This window comes from Bradyrhizobium sp. (assembly GCF_019242285.1).
GTDB lineage: Bacteria > Pseudomonadota > Alphaproteobacteria > Rhizobiales > Xanthobacteraceae > Bradyrhizobium.
In genome coordinates, this window is the sequence record NZ_JAFAVV010000741.1 from 1 (window position 1) to 23,456 (window position 23,456).

Sequence of the window (23,456 nt, forward strand, 5' to 3'; positions counted from 1 at the left end):
CGCGGCCCGAGCCCGCTCGTAGAGCGCGCGGCGGCTCTCGCCCGGGGCGTTGGGGTCCAGGCCGGCAATGGCACGGGCGATCAGCGGGTAGTAGTCGGCCATGTCAACTCAACCTGCGCGCTTCGCTGTCATATCCCGTCACGCCTCGAACGGGTTCTGCACCAGAATAGTATCCTCGCGTTCGGGGCTGGTGGAAAGCAGGGCGATGGGACAACCCACGAGTTCCTCGACGCGGCGGACATATTTGATGGCCTGCGCCGGCAGATCGGCCCAGGACCTTGCATTGGCGGTCGGCTGCTTCCAGCCCTCGATCGTCTCATAGATCGGAACCACCCTGGCCTGCGCCCCCTCGCCGGCGGGCAAGTGGTCGATCTCCCGCCCGTCAAGCCGATAGCCGGTGCAGACCTCGACGGTCTCGAAGCCGTCCAGGATATCGAGCTTGGTGAGCGCCAATCCGTTGATGCCGCTGGTCCGCACCGTCTGGCGCACCAGCGTGGCGTCGAACCAGCCACAGCGCCGCTTGCGCCCGGTATTGACGCCGAATTCGCGGCCACGGCGGCCGATCTCCTCGCCGATCTCGTCATGCAGCTCGGTCGGAAACGGGCCTTGGCCGACCCGGGTCGTATAGGCCTTGCAGATGCCGAGCACGTAACCGATCCCGCCCGGTCCCATGCCGGTACCGGTCGCGGCCTGGGCCGCTACCGTGTTCGACGAGGTGACATAGGGATAGGTGCCATGGTCGACGTCGAGGAGCGCGCCCTGCGCGCCCTCGAACAGGATGCGCTTGCCCTCGCGGCGCTTCAGATCGAGGAGCCGCCACACCGTCTCGGCATAGGGCAGGAGCTTGGGTGCCAATTCCCTGAGCTCGTCCAGGATCGCCCGGCCGTCGATTTCCTCCAGGCTGAGACCGCGCCGTAGCGTATTGTGGTGCGCCAGCAATCGGTCGATCTTAGCCGGCAGCGTATCGAGATCGGCGAGATCCATCAGGCGAATCGCACGACGGCCGGCCTTGTCCTCGTAGGCGGGGCCGATGCCGCGACGGGTGGTGCCGATCGCGGTGATCGCGTTGGAGGACTCGCGCAGCGCATCCAGCTCGCGATGCAGCGGCAGGATCAGCGTGACGTTCTCGGCGATTCGCAGGTTTTCCGGGCTGACGGCAACACCCTGCGTCCTCAGCTTCGCCACCTCGTCGAGGAACGCCCGGGGGTCGAACACAACGCCATTGCCGATCACCGCCAGCTTGGACGGCCGCAGCACGCCGGACGGCAGCAGCGCCAGCTTGTAGGTTTCCCCGTTGATCACGAGGGTGTGGCCCGCATTGTGGCCGCCCTGGAAGCGCACGACGATGTCGGCCTGCTCCGACAGCCAGTCGACGATCTTGCCCTTCCCTTCGTCGCCCCATTGGGCGCCGACGACGACGACATTGGCCATTCGGTGACACTTCCCTCTGCAATCTTGGCTTCACGCGAGCGCGACCCCAGTGGAAGACCAGTCCCGAAGGATCGCGTCCGCGGGTGTGCCTTTCCCAGGAACATGCGCCCGGCCGAAACACGGCCAGGGAGCCCGCATGCGAGGTCCCCAACCCGATAAAGGAAGCGGGCATTTGACGCAAGCTTGAAGGGACCCGAACGGCATCCGCGAGCGCCACAACCCCTTGATATCCCCGGAAAATCTGTATCTCCACGGTCGTGAACCATCTCATCCGCTCGATGGGCCGGCGGCTTCCGCATCACTTTCACCGGTCCCCAACCGTCGGCCGGCTGACCGGTCGCCGCTCGATCATGGGATGCGGCACCGCCCTTCCTCGCGTTCGGCGCGATTTCCTCTCTTGGCGTCGTGCTTGATCCGGTTCAACGGGGCCTGGGCAAGACCGTCGAAGAAAGACCCGAAGGCCGACAGGAGCATTTTCGACGCAATGCCGAAATCCGCCGTCGGGACGTCTGCGCGACCGCGCTAGCTGCGAGCGAACTGGGGGGCTTTTTGTTCGCGATCGCAGCCCTCGTCATCGTGGCATGCCTCCCGACGCCTGGTGCCGATCACGCTCGCATCATCGCGGCCTTCGGCGCCAGCAGCCACGGCGCCTTCGCCGGCATGCTGATGATCACGAGGTGCAGACCGCAAGCATCTGGAACATCGGCATAGAGATAGCCATCGGCTTCATTGAGAAGACGCTGCACCGGTCGATCACTTGGTTGGAATGCTTCATTGCCGCGGCGCCCTTCAGCATCCTGATCTCGATCGTGCTCCATGTCGTGAGGACGCGGATGATGCGCCCTGAGGTCGCCGACATTCCAGGCGTGCCGCATCGCTTCGACACCTCGATCACGACAATCGTCGCGGTCGCGCTGAGGTCGGTTCCGAGCCCGAGTCGCATCCGAGCCCAAGCCGCGCGGTTCGCATGGTCGCGATGCATCTGCCCTATTGATGGGCAGCAGGAATCCGTGTCTTTGGACGGGCCGGGAAGCTGCCGGCCCGGCGGCTTCCCGCCGGGCGGGGTCCCTGCGTCGTGACCCCACAGGCACAATTCACCGATGTCGGCTTCGGACCACACTTCGCGCGCGGCCTCGCCTTACCACTGGCTGGCGCATCAACCCTATCTATTGCTCTGCATCACCGCGCTGTGCTGGGCAGGCAATGCGATCGTGGGACGGCTCGCTGCCGGACACATCCCGCCGGCGACGCTCGCCTTCCTCCGCTGGTCGCTGGCGTTCCTGTTGATCCTGCCCTGGGCGTGGAAGCATCTGAAGCAGGACTGGCCGGCGATCCGCGCCAAGCTTCCGGTCATGGTCGTGATCTCGCTGACCGGCATCAGCATCTTCAATACGCTGCAATATTGGGCGCTCGAGCACACCGAGGCGCTCAACACGCTGCTCCTGCAATCAGCTGGACCGCTGATCGTCGCCGTCTGGTCGCTGATCCTGCTCGGCGTGCGGCTGACGCTGGCACAGGCGATCGGCGTGCTGGTATCCCTGATGGGCGTGCTGGTGATCCTGCTGCGCGGCGACCTCACCGCGCTTTCGGCGATCCAGTTCAACAAGGGCGACCTCATCTTCAGCGTCGCGATGGTCATCTTCAGCCTCTATTCGGTGCTGACGCTGAAGCGCCCCGCGATCCACGGGCTGTCCTTCGTCGCCTTCACCTTCGGCTGCGGCGCGCTCTGCCTCGTTCCCCTATGGATATGGGAAATGATCTCGCGTCCGGTCGTGATCCTCGACGCCCGAAATCTGCTGACCCTGCTCTACGTCGCCGTCTTCCCGTCGACGCTGGCCTATCTCTGCTTCAATCGCGGTGTGCAACTGATCGGCGCCAACCGCGCTGCGCCGTTCTTTCACGTGGTGCCGGTATTCGGCGCAGTCATGGCGATCGTCTTTCTCGGCGAGCGCCCGCAGCCCTTCCATTTCATCGGCTTCGCCATGGTGCTGACCGGCGTCTATGTCGCGTCGCGCAAGCAGGCAAGTTGAGATCGCGCGTCACGCCGTCGCACCGGCCCGTGTTGTCCCCGACCGTAAGGATAACGATTGTGTCACAACCGCACGTTATGCTTTAAACTGCGGTAGGCCTGCGGCCTGCACGGGGGTTCGGGGACTTGGCGATGATTACCGTTCCGGAGCTTGCTGCCGACGCGCTGGGGAAATTTCTCGCCACCTACATGCGGCGCAGGTTCGGCTCGTCGCAGACCGACCTCGTCGAGATGGTACCGTCAATTGCGCGCATCGCGCTCGAATGCATCGGCAACAGCGACGCGCTCTATCACAATGTCGAGCATACGATGCTGGTGACGCTGGCAGGCCACGACATCCTGCGCGGCCGCGCGCTGCACAGCCACATGCTCGCGGAAGATTACGCCCATGTGATCATCGCCTGCCTGACCCACGACATCGGCTATGTCCGCGGGGTGTTCAAGGCCGACGACAAGGAAGGCTATGTCGTCGATGCCGCGGGACGCAAGGTGACGCTGCCGCGCGGCGCGTCCGATGCGGCGCTGCTGCCCTACCATGTCGACCGCTCCAAGATGTTCGTAATGGAGCGGATCGAAGGCATCGCGCAGCTCGACAAGAACCGCATCGCACGTGCCGTGGAGGGCACGCGGTTTCCCTGCACCGTCCCGAGCGAGAACGAGCAATGCGACGAGGAAGCCTCGCTGTTGCGCGCCGCCGACCTGATCGGGCAGCTCGGCGATCCCCATTACATCCGCAAGGCCAATGCGCTCTATTACGAATTCGAGGAGGCGGGGCTGAACCGGCAGTTCGGCTATTCCTCGCCGGCCGACATCGTCAACCTCTACCCCCAGTTCTACTGGAACAGCGTGGCGCCGCACGTGCAGACCGCAATCCGCTATCTCAACGTGACCTCCAGCGGCCGGCAATGGATCGCCAACCTCTACAGCAACGTGTTCCGCGCCGAGCGCGACATCTCGCTGTCGGGGCCGCAGAAATAATGGATCGACCGGCGCGGCGTCAGAACAGCGCCTTCGATGCCATGTAGATCGCCATTGCGGACACGAAACCGATCGCCAGCAGCGCCAGCCGGCGCCGCGGACTGCGGTTGCCCTTCTCCCAACAGCGCCTGATCCCGAACGCGCTGGTCGGCGGAATCTGCGCCACCAGCCAGATGCCTTGCGCCACATGCCGCTCGGCTCCGAGCGGCAGCACGGAGGACACCACGAGCCGCCGACGGGACTGACACCGAGCAGGCCCGAGCTGACGCCGCCTGCAAGGCTGGCCGCCAGGCCGGACTGCCGGATCACTTCCTGGATCGTGGTCTGGTGAAAGCCCTGGCGCGCAAAGCAGATTTCCGCGGCCTTCAGGATTCATCCCGCCGCGCCGCCAGAGCCGCGTCCAGGCGGGCACATCGCGTGGGCGGAGCGTGGCCGATCGACGGCGTCGACGCCGATGCGCTCCGCCTGGTCGCAGGTCCCGCTTCCCGCCGGAGTCGCGCATGGGACCAATTCCGACGTCGTGCTTGCGAAGTCCGACGTTTCCGGCGCAAGTAGCGGCGCATTGCCCGAACAACAGCATCACCCCGCGCTGCGCTGGCTCGTCGACCAGCCCTACCTGCTGTTGAGCCTGACGTCGCTGTTCTGGGCCGTCAACATCGTGCTGGCGCGCCATGTCGCCGGCCGCGTGCCGCCGCTCACGCTGTCCTGCGTGCGCTGGCTCGGCGTCTTCTCCCTCCTGCTGCCGTTCGCCTGGACGCATCTGAGGCGGGACTGGCCGGCGTTGCGTGCGCATCTGCCGCTGCTTCTCCTGCTGTCGGCGACCGGCTTCGCCTACAACAACGCGGTCTCCTACTGGGCGATGCAGTACACGGAAGCACTGAACGCGCTGCTGATCCAGTCGTCGGGGCCGCTGTTCGTGGCGCTGTGGTCGCTGGTGCTGTTCGGCGCGCGGCTCACCGCGGCGCAGTTCGCCGGCATCGTCATCTCGCTCGCGGGTGTGCTCACCATCATCCTGCGCGGCGACCTGACGGCGCTGGCCGGCATCCGCCCCAACAAGGGCGACGTGATGTTCGCAAGCTCGCTCCTGGTATTCGGCCTCTATTCAGCGCTGATGACGCGCCGGCCGGTGACGCATCACCTGTCGCTCCTGGCATTCACCACGGGCTGCGGCTCGGCGCTGCTGGTGCCGTTCGCGGTCTGGGAGCTGTCGACCGGCCCCACGCTGACACCCGATCTCGTGACGATCGCCACGCTGGTCTATGTGGTGATCTTCCCGTCGGCGCTCGCCTATCTTTTCTTCAGCCGCGGCATCGCGCTGATCGGGCCGAACCGCGCCGCGCCATTCCTGCATCTGGTGCCGGTGTTCGGCTCGGCCATGGCGATCCTGCTGCTCAGCGAGCAGCCGCGGCCGTTTCACCTGATCGGCTACGCGCTGGTGCTGGCGGGCGTGGTCATCGCCTCGCGGCGGGGGTGAGGACGGCTAGGCCGCCCGCACCTTGGCGAGGAAGCCGTCGACCGCGCTGCGCAGCATGCCGGACTGGTTGTCGAGCTCGCGGGCGTTGGTGAGCACCTCGGAAGCCGCCTTTCCGGTGGCCTCGGCCGCGGAGGTGACCCCGCCGATATGGGCGTTGATCTCGTTCGAGCCCGCCGCCACCGACTGGATGTTGCGGGCGATCTCGCGGGTCGCCTCGCCCTGCTGCTCGATCGAGTTCGAGATGCTGATCGTGATCTCGCTCATCTGCGAGATGGTCTGGGTGATGCCATTGATCGCCGTCACCGCATCGCCGGTCGACTGCTGCATCGCCGCGACCTGGCCGGAGATCTCCTCGGTCGCCTTGGCGGTCTGGTTGGCCAGCGCCTTGACCTCGGAGGCAACCACCGCGAAGCCCCGGCCGGATTCGCCGGCGCGGGCCGCCTCGATGGTGGCGTTCAGCGCAAGCAGGTTGGTCTGTGCGGCGATCGAATGAATGAGTTTCACCACCTCGCCGATCTTCTCGGCGCCGGTCGACAGCACCTGCACGGTGGCATTGGTGCGCTCGGCGTCGCCGACGGCCTTGCTGGCGATCTCGCTGGAGCGCGCCACCTGGCGCGAGATCTCGGAAACCGAACCGGAAAGCTGCTCGGCCGCAGCAGCGACCGTGCCGACATTGCCGGAAGCGCTCTGCGAAGCGGCACTGACGTTCGCAGCCCGGGCGCTGGCGTCGCTCGCGGTCGACGTCATCGATTGCGCGGTGGTCTGCATGCCGGCGGCGGCGGTCGAGACCGATCGGACGATGCCGTTGACGCTGCGCTCGAAGTCGCTGGCCAGGTTCTCCATCGCGCCACGGCGTTCGGCGGCGGCGCGGGCCTGGTTCGCGGCCTCGGCCTGCTCGAGCTCGCGCATGCGAACCGCATTGTCCTTGAAGATCTGCACGGTCGATGCCATCGCGCCAACCTCGTCGCCGCGGCCGCTGCCGGGAATGTCGCCGTCCAGCCGGCCATCGGCGAGGCCGCGCATGTACTGACCCAGCAGGTGCAAGGGACGGCTGATACTGCCACCGATGAGCCAGGCGATGGCGCCCGCGATCACGCCGATGCCGAGGATCGAAAGGCCGAGCAGCCAGGCGATCGGCCTGAGCTTGGCGTCGAGATCGTCGAGATAGGCGCCGGTGCCGAGATAGAGGTCGAAGCCGGGCACGGCGACCGCATAACCGATCTTCCGGATCGGCTTCTCCTCGCCGGGCTTCACATACTCATAGTTGAGCAGGATCTGGCCGTTGGCCTTCACGCCGTTCAATATCTCCCAGGAGAGCTTGCGGCCGTTGGTCACCACCTCCATGCGGTTGGTGCCGACCTGCTTGGGGTCGGGCGAGAGCTGGGTGGTGCCGTCATAAGTGGTGGCGAAGAAATAGCCCGAGCCGTTGTCATACTTCATGGCATTGCCGAGCCTACGGAACTGGGCCATCGCCTGCTCCTTGGTGATCTCACCGGCGTCGACCTCCTTCTTCAGCTCGGAGGCCATGTTGCGCGCGACCTCGACCAGTGTCTTGGTCTGTTCGATCCGGGCATTCAGCATCTCCTGCTGCATGAGGTAGCCGGCAAGCACGCCCGACACGACCAGGCCGAGCAACGTCACGCCCACCAGAATCGCAAGTTTAGGGGCAATCTTCAGGTTGTTCAGCTTCACGGGACGATCTCCAGGAACTTGGGCCGGTGGCGGGCGAAACGGGCAGATGATTCAATTAACGATAGATTGAATTTATGAGTGGTCGGTTACGCATGCCTCCGTAGAAGTTCTGGGTTCCCACGCATGGCGTGGCATTGCTGCCTGGGCGCGTCCTCGAATGATCCGAAGCCCTCGATTGCCGTCCCCGGCAGATCAGCCCTCCGCGAGCGGCCTAGCCGACAACCGCTGCTCCGTGCTTTGATGTCCATAATAACAAGCCCGCCCCGCGGGGGCGAAAACGGGAGCAACGAATGCCAAAATTCAGGGTGGTGACGCCGCAGGGCGCGAGCTTCACGGTGGCCGGCGGCGGCTATGCCTACGAGATGGAGGCCCTGGAGCCGATCGGCGCCGAGATCGTCGAGGCCCCGGCCAACGAGGCGGCATTCATCGCGGCCGCGCGGAATGCGGATGCGATCTACGCCAAGGGCATGCCGATCACCAAGGCGGTCATCGACGCGCTCGAGAACTGCAGGGTGATCACGCTCGGCAGCGTCGGCGTCGACAGTGTCGACGTGAAGGCCGCGACCGGGCGCGGCATTCCCGTCACCAACGTTCCCGATACCTTCATCGAGGAGGTCGCCGATCACGCCATGACCCTCCTGCTCGGCGGCTTCCGCCGCCTGGTCGAGCAGGACAGGATGGTCCGCGACGGCCGCTGGCGGGAAGGCCGCCCGGCGCTGTTGAAGCTGCCGCGCCTGATGGGCCAGACGCTCGGCTTCGTCTCGTTCGGACGGGTGGCGCGCGCGGTCGCCAAGCGCGCGGCGCCGTTCGGGCTTCGGATGATGGCGTTCGACCCCTTCCTCCAGGAAACGCTGATGTATGATCACGGCGTGATGCCGGCGACGCTGTCGGAGGTGTTGTCGCAATCCGACTTCATCTCGATGCATGCGCCGGCCCGGCCCGAGGTGCACCACATGCTGGGCGAGAGCCATTTCCGGCAGATGAAGAAGAACGCGATCTTCGTCAATACCGGGCGCGGCGCCACGGTGCAGGAGGAGGCGCTGATCAAGGCGCTGCAGGAAGGCTGGATCGCCCACGCCGCCCTCGACGTGCTGGAGACCGAGCCGCCCTCCCACAACAACCCGCTGCTGTCGATGGAGAACGTCACCCTGACGGCGCACGTCGCCTCGGCCTCCGCGCGCTTCGACGAGGCGCGCAAGCGGCGGGTCGGCTACGAATTGTCGCTGGTGCTGCAGGGCCTGTGGCCGGTAAGCTGCGTCAATCCGGCGGTGCTGCAGAACACCCAGCTCAGGCGCTGGCAGCCGGTGAGCATGGATCGCGGGCCGAACAGCTAGCCTGCCGGATATCTCGAGCGGCGATCAACGCCGCCGAGGACACATCGTGGAGGAAGCCATGACGAAGGAGATGTCCCGTCGTGATGCGCTGGCGCTCGGCCTCGCCGGCGCGGCGCTGGCCGCAACCGGCGCACCGGCGCGCGCCGAGATCAAGGCGGTCGACGTCGAGCCGCCGTCGCTGCCGATCGAGAAGGGCGCCTCGCTGCGGATGCTGCGGCCGGTGCGCTTCGTGCAGCCGGACGAGGACGTGTTTCGCGCCAACGCCAAGCGCTTCACCGAGAAGACCGGCGTCGAGGTCAAGGTCGATTTCGTCGGCTGGGAGGACATCAACCAGCAGACCGCGGTGACCGCAAATTCCGGCGCCGGTCCCGACCTCATCATCGGCTTCTCCGACTCGCCGCACATCTACGTCGACAAGCTGATCGAGCTCACCGACGTCGCCGACTATCTCGGCAGGCGCTATGGCGGCTGGCTGTTCCTCGCCGAGAAATACGGCAGGCGGCACAAGAGCAATGCCTGGATCGGGCTGCCATTCGGCGGCGGCTCCGGCCCGCTGGTCTATCGCAAGTCGCTGGTGCAGGCTGCGGGTTTCGAGAGGGTGCCCGACGACCATGAGGGCCTGCTCGCGCTGTGCCAGAAGCTGAAAGCCGCCGGCAAGCCGGCCGGCTTCGCGCTCGGCAACGCGGTCGGCGACGGCAACGGCTTTGCGAGCTGGCTGTTGTGGTCGCATGGCGCCGCGCTGCTCGATGCGGACGGCAACCTCACCATCAACAGCAAGGAGACGGTGGCGGCGCTGAAATACCTGAAGCGGCTCTACCCGACCTTCATCGCCGGCACGCCGTCCTGGAACGACGTCTCCAACAATCGGGCCTATTCGGCGGAAGAAATCTCGCTGACGGCGAACGGCGTATCGCTGTATTTCGCGTTGAAGAACGACCCGGCGACCAAGGCCATCGCCGACGACACCGAGCACCAGCTCGTGCCGAAGGGCGTCGCGAAGGTCTCGCCGATGGGTGCGCTCACCATGAACGCGATGGTGTTCAAGCACAGCCCCTACCCGAACGCGGCGAAGGCCTTCCTGCAATTCATGCTGGAACGCGAGCAGTACGAGCCGTGGCTCAACGCCACTTACGGGTACTGGACGCATCCACTCGCCGCCTACGACGACAGCGCGGTATGGTCCGGCGACCCGAAGGTCGCGATCTTCAAGAACAGCATGAGGAACCAGTACTGGAACGGCTATGCCGGTCCGATCTCGACCGCGACCGGCGCCATCAATGCCGACTACGTGCTGGTGCAGATGTGCGCCTCGGTCGCGACCGATGCGGCGACGCCGGAGGCCGCCGCCGCAGAAGCCGAGCGTCGCGCCAAGCGCTATTTCAGGCGGTAGTGCCGGTCGTTCCGGGGCACGCAAGCGAGCCCGGAACCTCGAGATTCCATGGTGCGCAATTGCGCAACATAGTTCGATGCTTCGCATCGCCCCGGAATGACGGGAGAAGGTCCACCGATGTCCGTCACGACCATTCCGTCCCGCGTCGTTTCGCAGCGCCAGCCGGGCTGGCTCACCCGGCTGTTCGACTACAAGCCGTTCCTGATCGTCGCCTGCCTCGCGCCCGCGATCGGGCTGCTCATGGTGTTCCTGACCTACCCGCTGGGGCTCGGCATCTGGCTTGCCTTCACCGACACCACGATCGGCCGCGGCGGCGTCTTCATCGGGCTCGAGAATTTCGAGTACCTGCTCGGCGATCCCTTGTGGTGGGGTGCGGTGTTCTACAGCGTGTTCTATACCGCGGTCGCGACTTTCGGGAAATTCGCGCTCGGCTTCTGGCTCGCGCTGCTGCTCAACAACCACTTCCCGCTCAAGAGCCTGGTGCGCGCGATCGTGCTGCTGCCCTGGATCGTGCCGACGGTGCTGTCGGCCCTGGCATTCTGGTGGATCTATGATCCGCAGTTCTCGGTCATCTCCTATCTCCTGGTCGACGTGCTGCATCTGCGCACCTCGAATATCGACTTCCTCGGCGCGCCCTGGCCGGCGCGCTTCTCGCTGATCGCCGCCAACATCTGGCGTGGCATTCCCTTCGTCGCGATCTCGCTGCTGGCGGGCCTGCAGACCATCTCGCCCTCGCTTTACGAGGCCGCGATGCTGGACGGCGCCACCTCCTGGCAGCGCTTCCGCTACATCACCTTTCCGATGATGATGCCGATCCTGGCGATCGTCATGACCTTCTCGATCATCTTCACTTTCACGGATTTCCAGCTCGTCTACGCCATCACCCGCGGCGGCCCGGTCAACTCGACCCACCTGCTGGCGACGCTGGCGTTCCAGCGCGGTATCGCCGGCGGCGAGCTCGGCGAGGGCGCCGCGATCGCGGTCTCGATGATCCCGTTCCTGGTGTTCGCGACGCTGTTCTCCTATTTCGGCCTCGCCCGCCGCAAGTGGCAGCAGGGAGAGGCCAATGACTGAGCTGGTCGCGCAGAGCCCGGACGATGCCGGCGCCGCGCCCGAGACGATGCAGTGGGAATCGCGCACGCGACGGATGATGCTGATCTATCTGCCGCTGTGCTGCTTCGTGCTCATCCTCTTGTTTCCATTCTACTGGATGGCGGTGACTGCATTCAAGCCGAATGCCGAGCTCTACAACTACAAGGCCCACAGTCCGTTCTGGATCTCCTCGCCGACGCTTGGCCATATTCGTCATCTGTTGTTCGAGACCGCCTATCCGCATTGGCTCGTCACCACGATGGCGGTCGCGATCGGTGCGACCTTCCTGTCGCTGGTCGCCTCGACGCTCGCGGCCTACGCGATCGAGCGCCTGCGCTTCCGCGGCAGCCCCTATGTCGGGCTCGCGATCTACCTCGCCTATCTGGTACCGCCGTCGATCCTGTTCATTCCGCTCGCCACCGTGGTGGTGCGATTCGGCCTGTTCGACAGCCCGATGGCGCTGATCCTGGTGTATCCGACCTTCCTGGTGCCATTCTGCACCTGGCTCCTGATCGGCTATTTCAAGTCGATCCCCTACGAGCTCGAGGAATGCGCGCTGGTCGACGGCGCGACGCGCCTGCAGATATTGTGGCGGATCACGCTGCCGCTCGCGGTGCCCGGCCTGATCTCGGCCGGCATCTTCTCGTTCACCCTGTCCTGGAACGAGTTCATCTATGCGCTCGCCTTCATCCAGAGCAGCGCCAACAAGACCGTGCCGGTCGCGATCCTGACCGAGCTCGTCACCGGCGACGTCTATCAATGGGGTGCGCTGATGGCGGGCTCGCTGCTCGGCTCGCTGCCGGTCGCGATCTTCTACTCGCTGTTCGTCGACTATTACGTCTCCTCGCTCACCGGCGCGGTGAAGGAGTGATCGGTTTTTCGGCGATATATCGCGTGCGGCACTCCGCCAATCATCTCTCGAGACTGCGAATGGACATCGCGCCCGGGTCGGTCCGGATCATGTTGGCCTTGCTGCCGCCGTCCGTCGCGAACAGGTCCCAATGAGTCTGTAGGTTCGGCAGGGCCAGCGAATCGAATGTAATCGTTCCGGTACAGTCCGCATTCAACGTGTACTTGCCCTTCAGCTTCTGGCCCCTTGCGATTCTGCCTTCACGGCTGGACGTCTCGGTACCCGAAACGTTGGCAACGCCATCAAATACAAAAACTCCGGCATGGACCCGTTGCACCTTTGGGGCGAGCGGCTCGATGAACCCCCTTGCTGAAAAGATATATTGGCCCTGCATGGTATGAGGCGAGCATTCGGCCTTAGCCGCCGCCGAAACTGCCAGCAAGAAGGAGAGGATCATGAGGCTCGTCTTGATCATAAGATGTTCCACGGAATTTGCGATGTCCGGCTTCGTTCGTCTTCGTGAGGCAGACGTTCGAGGACATGGTTGAATCTCGACACACCATCTGCCATGTACTCTTTCTTAAGGCATGGAGTGAGTGTTGAGAACCGCTAGGCTTGCAACGCTAGTTTTCTCGTTCGCGATTGCGATCTGGATGATGGCTTCGGTCACGACTTTCGCCCAATCTCTTCCAGACACCGGCATGTTCGATCCGGTCAGCGTCATCAACGGGATCCAGACCACGCCGTCGGCCTGTGAAGAGATGGTACGGCGCCAGACGGCGGTCTGGGTTCGCGTCGACGGACGAGGTTATTGCCTGAGATACTATGCCGCCGGCGTCGCGCTCGATCGACCTAATCCTGTCGTCGCCGGCTGGATGTCCGGCGACGTGATGGGAGGCCCGAAGGGTGTCGCGCATCAACAGGGGCTGGGCGTCGCCTCGATGATCGAACAGTCCGCGACCTTGTCCAACCGATATGCGGTGCCCTACATTTTCCTCGCGCGACCCGGCACCTATGGCAGCTCCGGCAAGCACTACGACGTCAGACATACGCCTCTGGAAGCGAGGCTGGTGGACGCTCAAATCGATGCCCTGAAGAGGCGCTACCGCATCGATCAATGGGTGCTCGGCGGACACAGCGGCGGCGGAACGCTTGCCGCTGAATTTCTCGCTTGGCGCGACGACATCCGATGCGCGGTGCTTTCATCCCCTGCGGCTGCCTATCGCGCCAGGCTTGAGAAGAAAGGTTTCGTGCAGCGGCTGAAGACCGAGGTGTTTTTCGATCCCTACGATTCGATCGACAGAATACCGAACCAGCCCGGGAGGCGAATATTCCTCGTTGCCGACCCCCGCGACACCAACATTCCGTTCTCGACGCAAGAGCTCTATTTCGACGGGCTGAAGAGACGGGGCCTCGATGCCTGGCTGGTACCCTTGCAGAAGGCTCCCGGCCCGAAATATCATAGCCTCGTCGACTTTGGAGAAACCGCGATAGGAATGTGCGCCAGCGGCGCAACGACGGACTCCATCCTTCAAAAGTTGCGCGACATGCCTCAGCAGTCGGAGCGCATATCGAATTAGTTCAGTCCCTCACCGGCGCATCGCTTCGGCCGTTGCGGGAAGATCGCCGATCACGGCTTCTTCGTCCGATAATCCCCGAACGTCGTATCGCGCTGATCGAGCTGCGCCTTGACGCTCGAGCCGTCACGGCGGAAGCCCGACATGTAGGCCTTGCTCGCTTCCGTCGTGAAGGCCAGCGCCTGGATCTCGGTGCCGGCGCGGATCGCGGCGCGCACGCCCATGATCTCCATCGCGCGATGCACCGTGCGCTTGTTGAGCTGTTGCAGCTCCACCGGCACCTTCGCCGCACGCTCGGCGAAATCGAGCGTGCGATTTTCCAGTTCGGCCGATGGAAACGACCGCGTCGCGTAGCCCCATTCGGCCGCCTCACGCCCGCTCATCGCGTCTCCCGTCAGCATCAGCTCCATGGCGTGGCGCATGCCGACCAGCCACGGATGGTATTGCATGTCGGGCGGGCTCATCAGCCGCACCGGCGGATAGCCGATCTGCGCATCGTCGGCGACGTAGACGACATCGCAGGCGGTGGCGAGCTCAGTGCCGCCGGCCAGGCAATAGCCGTGCACCTGCGCGATCACCGGTTTGGCCAGATCCCAGATCGAGAACCAGCCCTCCACGACATGGCGCGACCATTGGCCGGGGCCGCCGGCCGAATGATAGGGCTGCTCCACCCTGTTGTCGGCCGACAGATCGTAGCCGGCGGAAAAGCAGGGGCCGGCGCCGCGGATGACGGTGATCGAAACGTCGGCGTCGCGATCGGCAGCTTCCAGCACCCCGAATATCTCGCCACGCAGCCGGTTGTTGAGCGCGTTACGCTTCTCCGGGCGGTTCAGCGTGATCCGCCGTACCCGCGGGCGGGGATCATCGACTAGAATGTGCTGATGGGTCATCGGCGCAGTTCCTCCCGAGCTTTGGTTGTCGTTGCTGCCATTTCTGCCCGAGATCAGCGGGGATGTCAGCCCCGGCACCGCAACCGGCCTTCCACGCCTGCACCGGCTTGCATCGAATCCAGCGGCTGACGGGAGTTCCGGCTCTCGAAAGCTTGCTCTTGATCAACGGGCATCTCACAGTAGCGCATCACCGTTGCGCAGCGATCATGAGGTATTCCGTATGCCTTACGCCTCCATCGACGACCTGCCGCCGCCGGTTCGTGCCCACCTGCCCGAGCATGCGCAGGAAGTCTATCTCGGCGCGTTCAACAACGCCTGGCTGAAATATGCCTCGTGTGGCTTGCTCGAGCGCGAGCAGACCGCGCACCGTGTCGCCTGGGCAGCGGTGAAGCACAAATACGAAAAGGTCGGCAATCGATGGGTGGAGAGGAAGGAGTCTTGATCTCCGACGGCGCGGCGTCGAGGGGTACGCTCCCTCGCCCCCGTTCTTCACGGGGAGAGGGAAGACGGGAGACGGTGCCCTCGGCGACTGCGCCGAAACTACTTTCCCTCCAGCGCGCTGACCGGCTCCCAGTCCGCACCTGGCGGCTGCTGCGCGAGCTCGCGCGCGCGGACGACAAACAGCGCTGAAGGCTTGTCGAAGGCTGCCGCACGCGCGAACGATTGCGCGGCAGGCTCGAATTCGCGATTTCGCCAACGCGCCAGCCCTTCGGCATAGGCTGCCGCGGCGTCGCGCTGCCGCGGCGTCGCCTCGCCCGCCGGCGCCATGAGCTCGTAGATCCTCACTGCGCTCTCGCGGCCCTTGACCCGCGTCGCATCCAGCTCGCGCCAGGCAAAACTCTCACCTGCCATCGCCACCGTCGTCTCGGAGGCGATGATGGTCGTGCCGTAATATTTGTTGGCGCCCTCGAGCCGCGAGGCGACGTTCACGGCGTCGCTCATGACCGAATAGTTGAAGCGCCGCCGCGAGCCGATATTGCCGACCAGCGCCTCGCCGGTATTGAGCCCGATCCGCTGTGCGACGTCGAAGCCGTGCAGCACCGGCGAGTCGCGGTTGAGCTCGGCGAGGCGCGCGCGGCAACCGAGCGCGGCTTCGGCGGCATGACGGGCGTGATCGGCATCGTCGATCGGCGCACCGAACACCGCGACGATGGAATCGCCGATATATTTCTCGACATAGCCGCCATTGGCCTCGACGACGTCGGTCATGGCGGACAGATATTCGTTCATGAAGGTCACGAGCTCGGCCGGCGTCATCCGCTCGGAGATCGCGGAAAAGCCGGCGAGGTCGGAAAAGAAGATGGTGACGTTGCGCGTCTCGCCGCCCAGTTCCGGGAGCTTGTTCGAAGCCAGCATGCGGTCGATCACCTGCGGCGCGAGATAGAGCGCAAAGCTCCGGCGCAGCAGGCGCTGGCCGCGGTCGGTGACAACGAGGCGGTAGGCGATGATCATCGCGAGCGCCGCGAGACCTGCGGCGAACGGCTCGCTCAACGGCAGCACCAGGGTCCTGGCAAAGGCCAGCGTGGCGCCGAAGGTCCACAGTGCCATCATGGCAAGATAGATCGAGGCAGCGCCAACCGGCGCGAACCGCCGCGCCACGATGGCCATGAACAGTGCGAGGCCGATCGCGATCAGCATGGTGGACCATCGCCCGAGCTCGACCAGCGCATCATGGCCGAGCAGATTGTTGACCGCGGTGGCATGAACATACACGCCGGCGATGCTGCCGGGATCGAACCGCGGCGCGGTGACGGTCGCCCCAGGGAGCGCACAGCGCGGCGCATTGGCCGCCTCCGGTCGGGTGACGAAGCGCTTGGAGGTCGATTTGCGGTCCTCCAGGCTGACCATCGTGCCGAGGATCACGACCCGGTTGGCGAACACGCGATGAAAGAACTCCCGGTCGTTCTTCTCGACACAGGCGCGCAAGTCCGCGAGCGAGAAGGTTTCGATGTCGTTCGCCCCGCCATCGAAATTCAGCGTCATCGTGTTCGTCATCGCGCCCGGAATTCGATAGCCCGCGAGCGTCACGTTGCCGTCGTCGGAAAATGCCGGCTCGGCGCCGATCGCACGCGAGGCCAACTCCAGCGCCATCGACGGCACCGGCTTCTCCTGTTCCGGGAAAGTGAGCTGCACGCGCCGGACCACCTCGTCGGGATCGGTATAGACGTTCAGTGGACGGATGTTCTGCTGCCTCTTCACCGCGATGCCCTGCCCGGGCGAAGGCGCGTGGATAACCTCCGTCCCGAGCACCTCGCCCAGCACGACCTTGCCGGCGGAAGCACCCGACGCCAGCGCGCGCAAAAAGGGCCGGTCGAAACCACGCATCTTCGCACCGACCGAATCCTCGCCGAAGGCGAGCACGGATTGCTCGATCGAATTCTCGAACACGATGTCGAACCCGACCACCTTGGCGCCGCCCTCGAGCACGGCGGTCAGGACGCGGCCGATCTCGGTGGTCCAGATCGTCGTCGGCGATCCCTCGAATGGCGGGGTGTGGTATGTCTCCTCATCGATCGCGATCACCACGGCCGGCGCCGCGGCCGCATCGCGACGCGGCCCGAACAGCTGAAAGCGCAACGCGGTGAGGATGTCGATCGACCAGCCATGCACATGGGTGAAAGGCGGAAGAACGGTGACGAGCCCGCTCGCCAGCGCGACGATCAGGATGACGATGACGTCCCGCCTGACGGCGCTCCCCATGGCGTGGTCCGGACCGCCTCCTCCGCTGCCTATCGCAATGTGACCAGGCGCCCCACGATCGGGCTCGGCCCGGGCGCGGCGCTGGCATCGATCCGGAACACCACCCGTTTGGACTTCAGGCTCGCCGCATAGGTGCCGCCGGCTTTCAGGGCCGTGTTGGCCTTGAGGAAGTCATAGGACTTGCCGCCCGCATCGACCTCGTAGCGCTCGCCCTTGACGTCGAGCCGCTCGACGATCAGCTTGCCCCGTTCGGCGGTGGCGATCACCGGCGACAGGCCGTGCAGCACGACCGGCGGCGGGACGCTTTCTTCCGCGATGCTGCGCACCACCGTGGCGGCGCTCTCGCCGGCCTCCTTGCCGATTCGATTGGCCTGGCTCGAATCGCAGGTCACCTTGTTGGCCTTGAAATCGGCGAGATGAACCGCGCTCTGCTCGGCGCCGACGATCACCGTGCCGATCCCTGAGATGGTCTCGTGCCAGCATGATTTCATGTAGCCGAGCACGACGACGCCGCCGGGTCCGAGCTTGATGACCTGACCCGGCACGACATAGTCCATGAACTCGGCACCGGTGACCTTGCCCTGCACGTCCTCGACGACGGCCGCAGGTGCCGGCGTCTGTGCCTGGGCCACCCCGGCCAATCCGATTGAGCCGACGATCATCGCGGCGAACATCCGTTTCATCATGAGACCCCGAAAAAGCATGAGACCCCGAAAAGCAAACCATGATGCGTCAGCCATGCCATGGTACCGGTGCGGTGGGCAACCCGACGGGCGCCCTGATCCCACACAGCTAGCGTCACATTGACGGCAACAGCGTGATCAAGGTCACGGAGTCCGACTTTTTGTCGCCGGCCGCCGACTTAACCGGATGGCGGCATGACCACGCCCCTGTCCTTGGGCCAGCGCATGCGCCAGCCGAAAGCGATCTCCTTGAACTCGCCGGGTCTGGCTTCGAAAGCCCATTCCAGCACCCCGCGCTTGTCCCGCACGTTGCTGGCAGTCGGCGGCGTCTTCGACGGCAACAGCTCGACCACGATGTCCTCATGCTCGCTGACCGGCATCTGGTCCAGGATCATCATCTGGATCGGAAAATCGTGGCCATTGTGCACGATGATCTTGAAGCTGCGCTCATCGGTCTTCGACGTCGTCACGATCAGGCCTGACGAGCCTTCGCTCCGCTTCACCACCACGCGCTCGACCTTGACCTGGTCGTCGGCGCCGAAACCCAGCCGCACCGTCTCGCCCTTGCCGGCCCCGGTCATCTGGACACGGCCGACGAACATGCCGTCACGATAGATCGCGACCCGGCCGGACAGCAGCGGCGCGTCTTCGCCATGCACGAAGCTCGCTTCGAGGAACGCGGTCGGATCGAGGAGCGGCGTCGAACGGATGACGAGCTCGGGCGCGATGCTCACCGTGGAGATGCGCAGACCTCTGCCGCCCTCGCTGGCGCTGATGCTGACGCGTCCAGGAATCCGGAACGTCGCCTGAAAGGCTGAGGTCTCCTGCACCGCCTGCTGCTCCTCGGCCTTTTTCGGCGCGGGAGCGGACGCCGCGCCCGCAGGCTCGAACCTTCGCCTCACCACGGCGAACTCCGCGGCTTCGAACTCCACGATCAACGGGTCCAGATCCGGCACCTCGCTGCGGCGGGCGACACGGGCTGTCGCCAGCGAAAGCGTCACATCGGACCAGTCCTCGCCCGTGCTCTGGGTGATCTCCGCACGGCGGATCAGTTCGAGCGCCGGTTTGCGATCCCCGCTGCCGGTATCGAGCCGGGCATCATAGAGCGGCGCCCAGCACGCGTCGCGCATGGCGTAGCTGACCCGCAGCACCGCCCTGGTGGCTGCCGCTGCCGAAACATCGATCCGCAATCCGAGCCTGTTCGGCGGCTCGGCGGCGCGATCGGCTTCGAGGCGAGCAATCTCGCGGTCGAGCTCGCGCTGCCTGCGCTCGGCGGCGCGGATCGCGGCACGCGCATCCGCGACTTCCTCCGACACGGCCGCAAACGCCGCGCGCCACTCCGCGAGCGGCCGCGCCTCGCCCTGCTCGCCCAGCCCGGCGGGTGACTTCTCGGCGAAACGCTCCGCGAATTTTCGCCGCGCCTCGGCCGCGGCGATCGCATCCTGCAGATCGGCGCGCTCGTCCTTCAACACCTCGATCCGCTGGTCGATCTCCGGCAGCTTGGCCGGCGGGACCGGTCGCGGCGGCCGGGCATCGACCGCCTCGATCATGAGCTTCTCTTCCGCCTCGCCATCGACGCGCAGCGAGGCGGTGTCCAGCTCGGGCGGAAAGTCCTCCACCAGCACCCTGCTGTCGCCGGCCGGCAGATCGACGGCGATGACCCGTGTGACGAGCGCGCCGTCCGGATAGACCATGACGGCGTCGATCGCCGACTCCACGCTCAAAACCACTGGCATCACTCCGCGATCAACCAGACGGTAATATGACGACGCCCTTGTCCTTCGGCCAGCGGACGCGCCAGGCGAAGCCGATATCCCTGGCCTCGCCGGGCCTGGCTTCGAAGGCCCATTCCAGCACCCCGCGCTTGTCGCGCACATTGGTCGTGGTGGGCGGCGTCGTCGAGGGCAGCATCTCGGCCACGATGTCCTCATTCTCGCTGACCGGCAACTGGTCCTGGATCGCGACCTTGATCGGGAAGTCGTGGCCGTTGCGAACGCTGGTCTTGAAGCTGCGCTCGTCGGTCTTCGACGTGGCGACGATCAGGCCGGACGAACCCTCGTTGCGCTTGATCACGGCACGCTCGATCTTGACCTTGTCATCCGCGCCGAAGCCTAAGCGCACCGTCTCGTCCTTGCCGGCCGCCATCATCGCGCCGCGGCCGACGAAGCCGCCATCGCGATAGATCGCGACCCGGCCGGGCAGCAGCGGTGCATCCTCGTTCTGCACGAAGCTTGCTTCGAGGAACGCAGTCGGGTCGAGCACCGGCGCCGAACGGATGACGAGATCGGGAACGATGGTCGTGGTCGAGATGCGCAGGCTTTTCGTGCCTTCGCTGGCGCCGATGCTGACGCGCCCGGGAATCCTGAACGCGGCCTGGAAGGCGCCGACCTCGGCGACGGCCTGCTGCTCGTCGGCCTTCTTCTTCTCCAGCGGCTCGGGCGCCGGCGCCGCTGACGCCGGTGCTTGCGCGACCGCCGAGCGCGCCATGTCCCTTTCCGCCGCGCCGCCGAGAGCGCCGAGCGGCGGAGCGGCACGCGGCGGAGGCGGATATTGCACGATCAGCGAAGCGAGCTCCGGCGCGCTGCCGCCGCGGGTCATGCGAACGGTGGAAACGCCGAGCATCACGTTCGACCAGTCCTCGCCGGTACTCTGCGTGATCTCGGCGCGCCGCACCAGTTCGAGGGACGGCTTGCGGTCCTTGGCGCCGGTGTCGAGACGCGCATCGTAGAGCGGCGTCCAGTGCGCACGGCGCATGGAATAGGTGACCCGCAGGGTCGCCTTGGTCGCGGCCGCTGCGGCGAGATCGATCCGGACTTCGAATTTCGCCGGGGGCTTGGCGGCGCGGTCGGCTTCCAACCGCGCGATCTCGCGGTCGATGTCGCGCTGCTTGCGCTGCGCGTCACGGATCGCGGTGTCGGCGTTCGCGACCTCCTCGGCAACCGCGGCAAAGGCGGCGCGCCAGTCGCTGAGCGGTCGCGCCTCGCCTTTTTCGCCCAATCCGGCAGGCGACGCTTCCGCAAAGCGCTCGGCGAATTTGCGCCGCGCCTCGGCGGCGGCGACCGCGCCGTCGAGATCGGCGCGCTGATCCCTGAGCCCTTCGATGCGCTTGTCGAGCTCAGGCAAGTTGGTCGGGGCGACCGGCTTGGGCGCCCGGGCGTCGATTGCGCCGACCGTGAGCTTCTCGCCTGCCGCGCCCTCGACCCGCAGCGAGGCCACGTCCAGCGACGGCGGGAAGTCCTTCGCCACCAGCGTATTGTCGCCCGAGGGCAGATCGACATTGATGACGCGCGTCACGGTGGCGCCGTCGGGATAGACCGTGACGGCATCGATCGCCGAGCCGGTTTCCAGGTCGGCAGCCCATGCAGCGCCGCCGGCGAAGGCTGCGACGAGCACGAGGCTCGTGGTGGCGAGATAATTGGTAACAAGTCGCATGACGTCCCTCCGGCAAATCTTCATGGATCGCGCCCCCATTCCGGCGGCGCGACCAAACGCACGAAAAAACGGCCACACCACAAGCAAGTGGTGAGACGCAGCGATGGAGAGATCGGTTCGATTTGCGGCGTCGTTAAGACATAACCGCCGCCTACGTTTCGCCGCATCCGAGGCGAAACGCCGCAAGGGAACATTTCATGCCGATTGCATCCGCCGCGGCGGATGATCCGATTTTCAGAAGACCCGGGCCTTTGTTTCAGAAGACCAGGGCCTTGGCCTGCTTGACCTGCGGCAGCGCCTGCACCTTGGCCAGCACGTCCGGCGGTACCGCGCCGTCGACCTCGACCAGCGCAATGGCGTCGCCGCCCTGCTTCATCCGACCGAGATGGAAGGTCGCGATGTTGATCCTGGCGTCGCCGAGCAGGCTTGCGAACTTGCCGATGAAGCCTGGCTTGTCCTCGTTGGTCACGTAGATCATCGTCTTGCCGAACTCGGCGTCGACCCGGATGCCCTTGATATCAACCAGCCGCGGCTTGCCGTCGGCGTACACCGTGCCCGACACCGAGCGCTCCTGCCGCTCGGTCGTGACGTTGACCGTGATCAGGCTCTCGTAATCGCTCTGCGCTGCGCGCACCACCTCGTCGACGATCATGCCGCGCTCCTTGGCGACCACCGGCGCCGAGACGACGTTGACGTCGCCGAGCATCGGGCGCAGCAGGCCCGACAGCACCGCCGACGTGAGCGCCTTGATCTTCATCTCGGCGACTTGGCCCTCATAGGTGATCTGCACCTTGACGATGCCGGTCTCGGTGAGCTGGCCCGCGAACGAGCCGAGCTTCTCGGCGAGCTCGATGAACGGCCGGAGCCTCGGCGCCTCTTCCGCCGTGATCGAGGGGAAGTTGACCGCGTTCGAGATCGCGCCGGAGAGCAGGTAGTCCGACATCTGCTCGGCGACCTGCAGCGCGACGTTCTCCTGTGCCTCGGTGGTGGCGGCGCCGAGATGCGGGGTGCAGATCACGTTGGGATGGCCGAACAGCACGTTCGACGTGGCCGGCTCCTCGGAGAACACGTCGAACGCCGCGCCCGCGACGTGCTTGGCATTCAACGCCTCGACCAGCGCCTGCTCGTCGACCAGGCCGCCGCGGGCGCAGTTGATGATGCGCACGCCCTGCTTCATCTTCTTGAAGGCGGCCGCGTCGATGATGTTCCTGGTCTTCTCGGTCAGCGGCGTGTGCAGCGTGATGAAATCGGCGCGCCTGAACAGCTCGTCGAGATCGACCTTCTCCACCCCGATGTCCCGGGCGCGCTCGGGCGACAGGAACGGGTCAAAGGCGATCACCCGCATGCGCAGGCCGAGCGCGCGGTCGGCAACGATCGAGCCGATGTTGCCGCAGCCGACGATGCCGAGCATCTTGCCGGTGATTTCGACGCCCATGAAGCGGTTCTTCTCCCACTTGCCGGCCTGGGTCGAGGCATCGGCCTGCGGAATCTCGCGCGCCAGCGCCAGCATCAGCGAGATCGCGTGCTCCGCTGTGGTAATGGAATTGCCGAACGGCGTGTTCATCACGATGATGCCCTTGGCGGTCGCCGCCGGGATTTCGACATTGTCGACGCCGATGCCGGCGCGGCCGATCACCTTCAGCTTCTTCGCGCGCTCGATGATCTTGGCGGTCGCCTTGGTCGCGGAGCGGATCGCAAGGCCGTCATAGTTGCCGATGATCTCGGCGAGCTTGTCCTTGTCCTTGCCGAGATTGGGCTGGAAATCGACCTCGACGCCGCGATCCCTGAAGATCTGGACAGCGGCGGGCGAGAGCGCGTCGGAAATGAGAACTTTGGGTTTTGACATTTGAATGATCCTCGCCCCCCGCACGAGGGCTGCCCGTAGGGGCCAAAGTGGTGAAGTC

The 23,456-nt window shown here is 65.4% G+C and carries 20 protein-coding genes; 9 read left to right on the forward strand and 11 right to left on the reverse strand.

Going from position 1 to position 23,456, the window contains the following annotated elements; translation table 11 throughout:
* Positions 1-138 precede the first annotated feature (138 nt).
* Positions 139-1,431 (reverse strand): adenylosuccinate synthase, encoded by a 1,293-nt coding sequence (locus JOY90_RS30025; RefSeq protein WP_291694721.1) that lies wholly within the window; start codon positions 1,429-1,431, stop codon positions 139-141.
* Between the two features lie 605 nt (positions 1,432-2,036).
* Positions 2,037-2,249: a hypothetical protein gene (locus JOY90_RS30030; RefSeq protein WP_291694722.1), complete on the reverse strand. Its 213-nt coding sequence runs from the start codon at positions 2,247-2,249 to the stop codon at positions 2,037-2,039.
* 282 nt (positions 2,250-2,531) lie between these two features.
* Between JOY90_RS30030 and JOY90_RS30035 the strand changes: the two genes are divergently transcribed.
* Positions 2,532-3,461: a DMT family transporter gene (locus JOY90_RS30035; protein ID WP_291694723.1), complete on the forward strand. Its 930-nt coding sequence runs from the start codon at positions 2,532-2,534 to the stop codon at positions 3,459-3,461.
* Between the two features lie 131 nt (positions 3,462-3,592).
* Positions 3,593-4,438 (forward strand): metal-dependent phosphohydrolase, encoded by an 846-nt coding sequence (locus JOY90_RS30040; protein WP_291694724.1) that lies wholly within the window; start codon positions 3,593-3,595, stop codon positions 4,436-4,438.
* A 19-nt stretch (positions 4,439-4,457) separates the two neighbouring features.
* Here JOY90_RS30040 and JOY90_RS30045 read toward each other — a convergent pair whose 3' ends face one another.
* Positions 4,458-4,652 carry a hypothetical protein gene (locus JOY90_RS30045; RefSeq protein ID WP_291694725.1) on the reverse strand — a complete coding sequence of 65 codons (195 nt, stop codon included), beginning with the start codon at positions 4,650-4,652 and terminating at the stop codon, positions 4,458-4,460.
* Between the two features lie 240 nt (positions 4,653-4,892).
* Between JOY90_RS30045 and JOY90_RS30050 the strand changes: the two genes are divergently transcribed.
* Positions 4,893-5,912 (forward strand): DMT family transporter, encoded by a 1,020-nt coding sequence (locus JOY90_RS30050; protein WP_291694726.1) that lies wholly within the window; start codon positions 4,893-4,895, stop codon positions 5,910-5,912.
* 6 nt (positions 5,913-5,918) lie between these two features.
* On the opposite strand, the gene JOY90_RS30055 is transcribed toward JOY90_RS30050, so the two are convergent.
* A complete protein-coding gene (locus tag JOY90_RS30055) occupies positions 5,919-7,604 on the reverse strand; it encodes a methyl-accepting chemotaxis protein (RefSeq protein WP_291694727.1) in 1,686 nt (561 codons plus the stop codon).
* Positions 7,605-7,894: 290 nt separating this feature from the next.
* Here JOY90_RS30055 and JOY90_RS30060 point away from each other — a divergent pair, with 290 nt between their 5' ends.
* From JOY90_RS30060 to JOY90_RS30075, 4 genes are all read left to right on the forward strand, one after another.
* Positions 7,895-8,938 (forward strand): C-terminal binding protein, encoded by a 1,044-nt coding sequence (locus tag JOY90_RS30060; protein WP_291694728.1) that lies wholly within the window; start codon positions 7,895-7,897, stop codon positions 8,936-8,938.
* 58 nt (positions 8,939-8,996) lie between these two features.
* Entirely contained in the window at positions 8,997-10,328 is a 1,332-nt protein-coding gene (locus tag JOY90_RS30065) for an extracellular solute-binding protein (RefSeq protein ID WP_291694729.1), read from the forward strand.
* A gap of 117 nt (positions 10,329-10,445) precedes the next feature.
* Positions 10,446-11,402 (forward strand): carbohydrate ABC transporter permease, encoded by a 957-nt coding sequence (locus JOY90_RS30070; protein ID WP_291694730.1) that lies wholly within the window; start codon positions 10,446-10,448, stop codon positions 11,400-11,402.
* Positions 11,395-12,291 carry a carbohydrate ABC transporter permease gene (locus tag JOY90_RS30075; protein WP_291694731.1) on the forward strand — a complete coding sequence of 299 codons (897 nt, stop codon included), beginning with the start codon at positions 11,395-11,397 and terminating at the stop codon, positions 12,289-12,291. Before JOY90_RS30070 ends, JOY90_RS30075 begins: the two co-directional genes overlap by 8 nt.
* Positions 12,292-12,331: 40 nt before the next feature.
* Here JOY90_RS30075 and JOY90_RS30080 read toward each other — a convergent pair whose 3' ends face one another.
* Positions 12,332-12,745, reverse strand: a complete 414-nt coding sequence (locus JOY90_RS30080) for a hypothetical protein (protein ID WP_291694732.1) — start codon at positions 12,743-12,745, stop codon at positions 12,332-12,334.
* Between the two features lie 181 nt (positions 12,746-12,926).
* Here JOY90_RS30080 and JOY90_RS30085 point away from each other — a divergent pair, with 181 nt between their 5' ends.
* Entirely contained in the window at positions 12,927-13,850 is a 924-nt protein-coding gene (locus tag JOY90_RS30085; protein ID WP_291694733.1) for an alpha/beta fold hydrolase, read from the forward strand.
* Between the two features lie 50 nt (positions 13,851-13,900).
* On the opposite strand, the gene JOY90_RS30090 is transcribed toward JOY90_RS30085, so the two are convergent.
* Positions 13,901-14,737 carry an enoyl-CoA hydratase-related protein gene (locus tag JOY90_RS30090; protein ID WP_291694734.1) on the reverse strand — a complete coding sequence of 279 codons (837 nt, stop codon included), beginning with the start codon at positions 14,735-14,737 and terminating at the stop codon, positions 13,901-13,903.
* A 220-nt stretch (positions 14,738-14,957) separates the two neighbouring features.
* On the opposite strand from JOY90_RS30090, the gene JOY90_RS30095 reads away from it, so the two are divergent.
* Entirely contained in the window at positions 14,958-15,179 is a 222-nt protein-coding gene (locus tag JOY90_RS30095; RefSeq protein WP_291694735.1) for a ChaB family protein, read from the forward strand.
* A 98-nt stretch (positions 15,180-15,277) separates the two neighbouring features.
* On the opposite strand, the gene JOY90_RS30100 is transcribed toward JOY90_RS30095, so the two are convergent.
* From JOY90_RS30100 to serA, 5 genes are all read right to left on the reverse strand, one after another.
* A complete protein-coding gene (locus tag JOY90_RS30100) occupies positions 15,278-17,437 on the reverse strand; it encodes an adenylate/guanylate cyclase domain-containing protein (RefSeq protein WP_291694736.1) in 2,160 nt (719 codons plus the stop codon).
* A 29-nt stretch (positions 17,438-17,466) separates the two neighbouring features.
* A complete protein-coding gene (locus JOY90_RS30105; protein WP_291694737.1) occupies positions 17,467-18,120 on the reverse strand; it encodes a hypothetical protein in 654 nt (217 codons plus the stop codon).
* A 179-nt stretch (positions 18,121-18,299) separates the two neighbouring features.
* A complete protein-coding gene (locus JOY90_RS30110) occupies positions 18,300-19,856 on the reverse strand; it encodes a mucoidy inhibitor MuiA family protein (protein WP_291694738.1) in 1,557 nt (518 codons plus the stop codon).
* Between the two features lie 10 nt (positions 19,857-19,866).
* Positions 19,867-21,552: a mucoidy inhibitor MuiA family protein gene (locus JOY90_RS30115; protein ID WP_291694739.1), complete on the reverse strand. Its 1,686-nt coding sequence runs from the start codon at positions 21,550-21,552 to the stop codon at positions 19,867-19,869.
* 256 nt (positions 21,553-21,808) lie between these two features.
* Positions 21,809-23,398 (reverse strand): phosphoglycerate dehydrogenase, encoded by a 1,590-nt coding sequence (serA, locus tag JOY90_RS30120; RefSeq protein WP_291694740.1) that lies wholly within the window; start codon positions 23,396-23,398, stop codon positions 21,809-21,811.
* Positions 23,399-23,456 lie beyond the last annotated feature (58 nt).

Coding starts and splice junctions, on each gene's coding strand:
- JOY90_RS30025 (WP_291694721.1), bottom strand. CDS start 1,431: ATGGCCAATGTCGTCGTCGTCGGCGCCCAATGGGGCGACGAAGGGAAG.
- JOY90_RS30030 (WP_291694722.1), bottom strand. CDS start 2,249: ATGGAGCACGATCGAGATCAGGATGCTGAAGGGCGCCGCGGCAATGAA.
- JOY90_RS30035 (WP_291694723.1), top strand. CDS start 2,532: ATGTCGGCTTCGGACCACACTTCGCGCGCGGCCTCGCCTTACCACTGG.
- JOY90_RS30040 (WP_291694724.1), top strand. CDS start 3,593: ATGATTACCGTTCCGGAGCTTGCTGCCGACGCGCTGGGGAAATTTCTC.
- JOY90_RS30050 (WP_291694726.1), top strand. CDS start 4,893: ATGCGCTCCGCCTGGTCGCAGGTCCCGCTTCCCGCCGGAGTCGCGCAT.
- JOY90_RS30060 (WP_291694728.1), top strand. CDS start 7,895: ATGCCAAAATTCAGGGTGGTGACGCCGCAGGGCGCGAGCTTCACGGTG.
- JOY90_RS30065 (WP_291694729.1), top strand. CDS start 8,997: ATGACGAAGGAGATGTCCCGTCGTGATGCGCTGGCGCTCGGCCTCGCC.
- JOY90_RS30070 (WP_291694730.1), top strand. CDS start 10,446: ATGTCCGTCACGACCATTCCGTCCCGCGTCGTTTCGCAGCGCCAGCCG.
- JOY90_RS30075 (WP_291694731.1), top strand. CDS start 11,395: ATGACTGAGCTGGTCGCGCAGAGCCCGGACGATGCCGGCGCCGCGCCC.
- JOY90_RS30080 (WP_291694732.1), bottom strand. CDS start 12,745: ATGATCAAGACGAGCCTCATGATCCTCTCCTTCTTGCTGGCAGTTTCG.
- JOY90_RS30085 (WP_291694733.1), top strand. CDS start 12,927: ATGGCTTCGGTCACGACTTTCGCCCAATCTCTTCCAGACACCGGCATG.
- JOY90_RS30090 (WP_291694734.1), bottom strand. CDS start 14,737: ATGACCCATCAGCACATTCTAGTCGATGATCCCCGCCCGCGGGTACGG.
- JOY90_RS30095 (WP_291694735.1), top strand. CDS start 14,958: ATGCCTTACGCCTCCATCGACGACCTGCCGCCGCCGGTTCGTGCCCAC.
- JOY90_RS30100 (WP_291694736.1), bottom strand. CDS start 17,437: ATGGGGAGCGCCGTCAGGCGGGACGTCATCGTCATCCTGATCGTCGCG.
- JOY90_RS30105 (WP_291694737.1), bottom strand. CDS start 18,120: ATGAAACGGATGTTCGCCGCGATGATCGTCGGCTCAATCGGATTGGCC.
- JOY90_RS30110 (WP_291694738.1), bottom strand. CDS start 19,856: ATGCCAGTGGTTTTGAGCGTGGAGTCGGCGATCGACGCCGTCATGGTC.
- JOY90_RS30115 (WP_291694739.1), bottom strand. CDS start 21,552: ATGCGACTTGTTACCAATTATCTCGCCACCACGAGCCTCGTGCTCGTC.
- serA (WP_291694740.1), bottom strand. CDS start 23,398: ATGTCAAAACCCAAAGTTCTCATTTCCGACGCGCTCTCGCCCGCCGCT.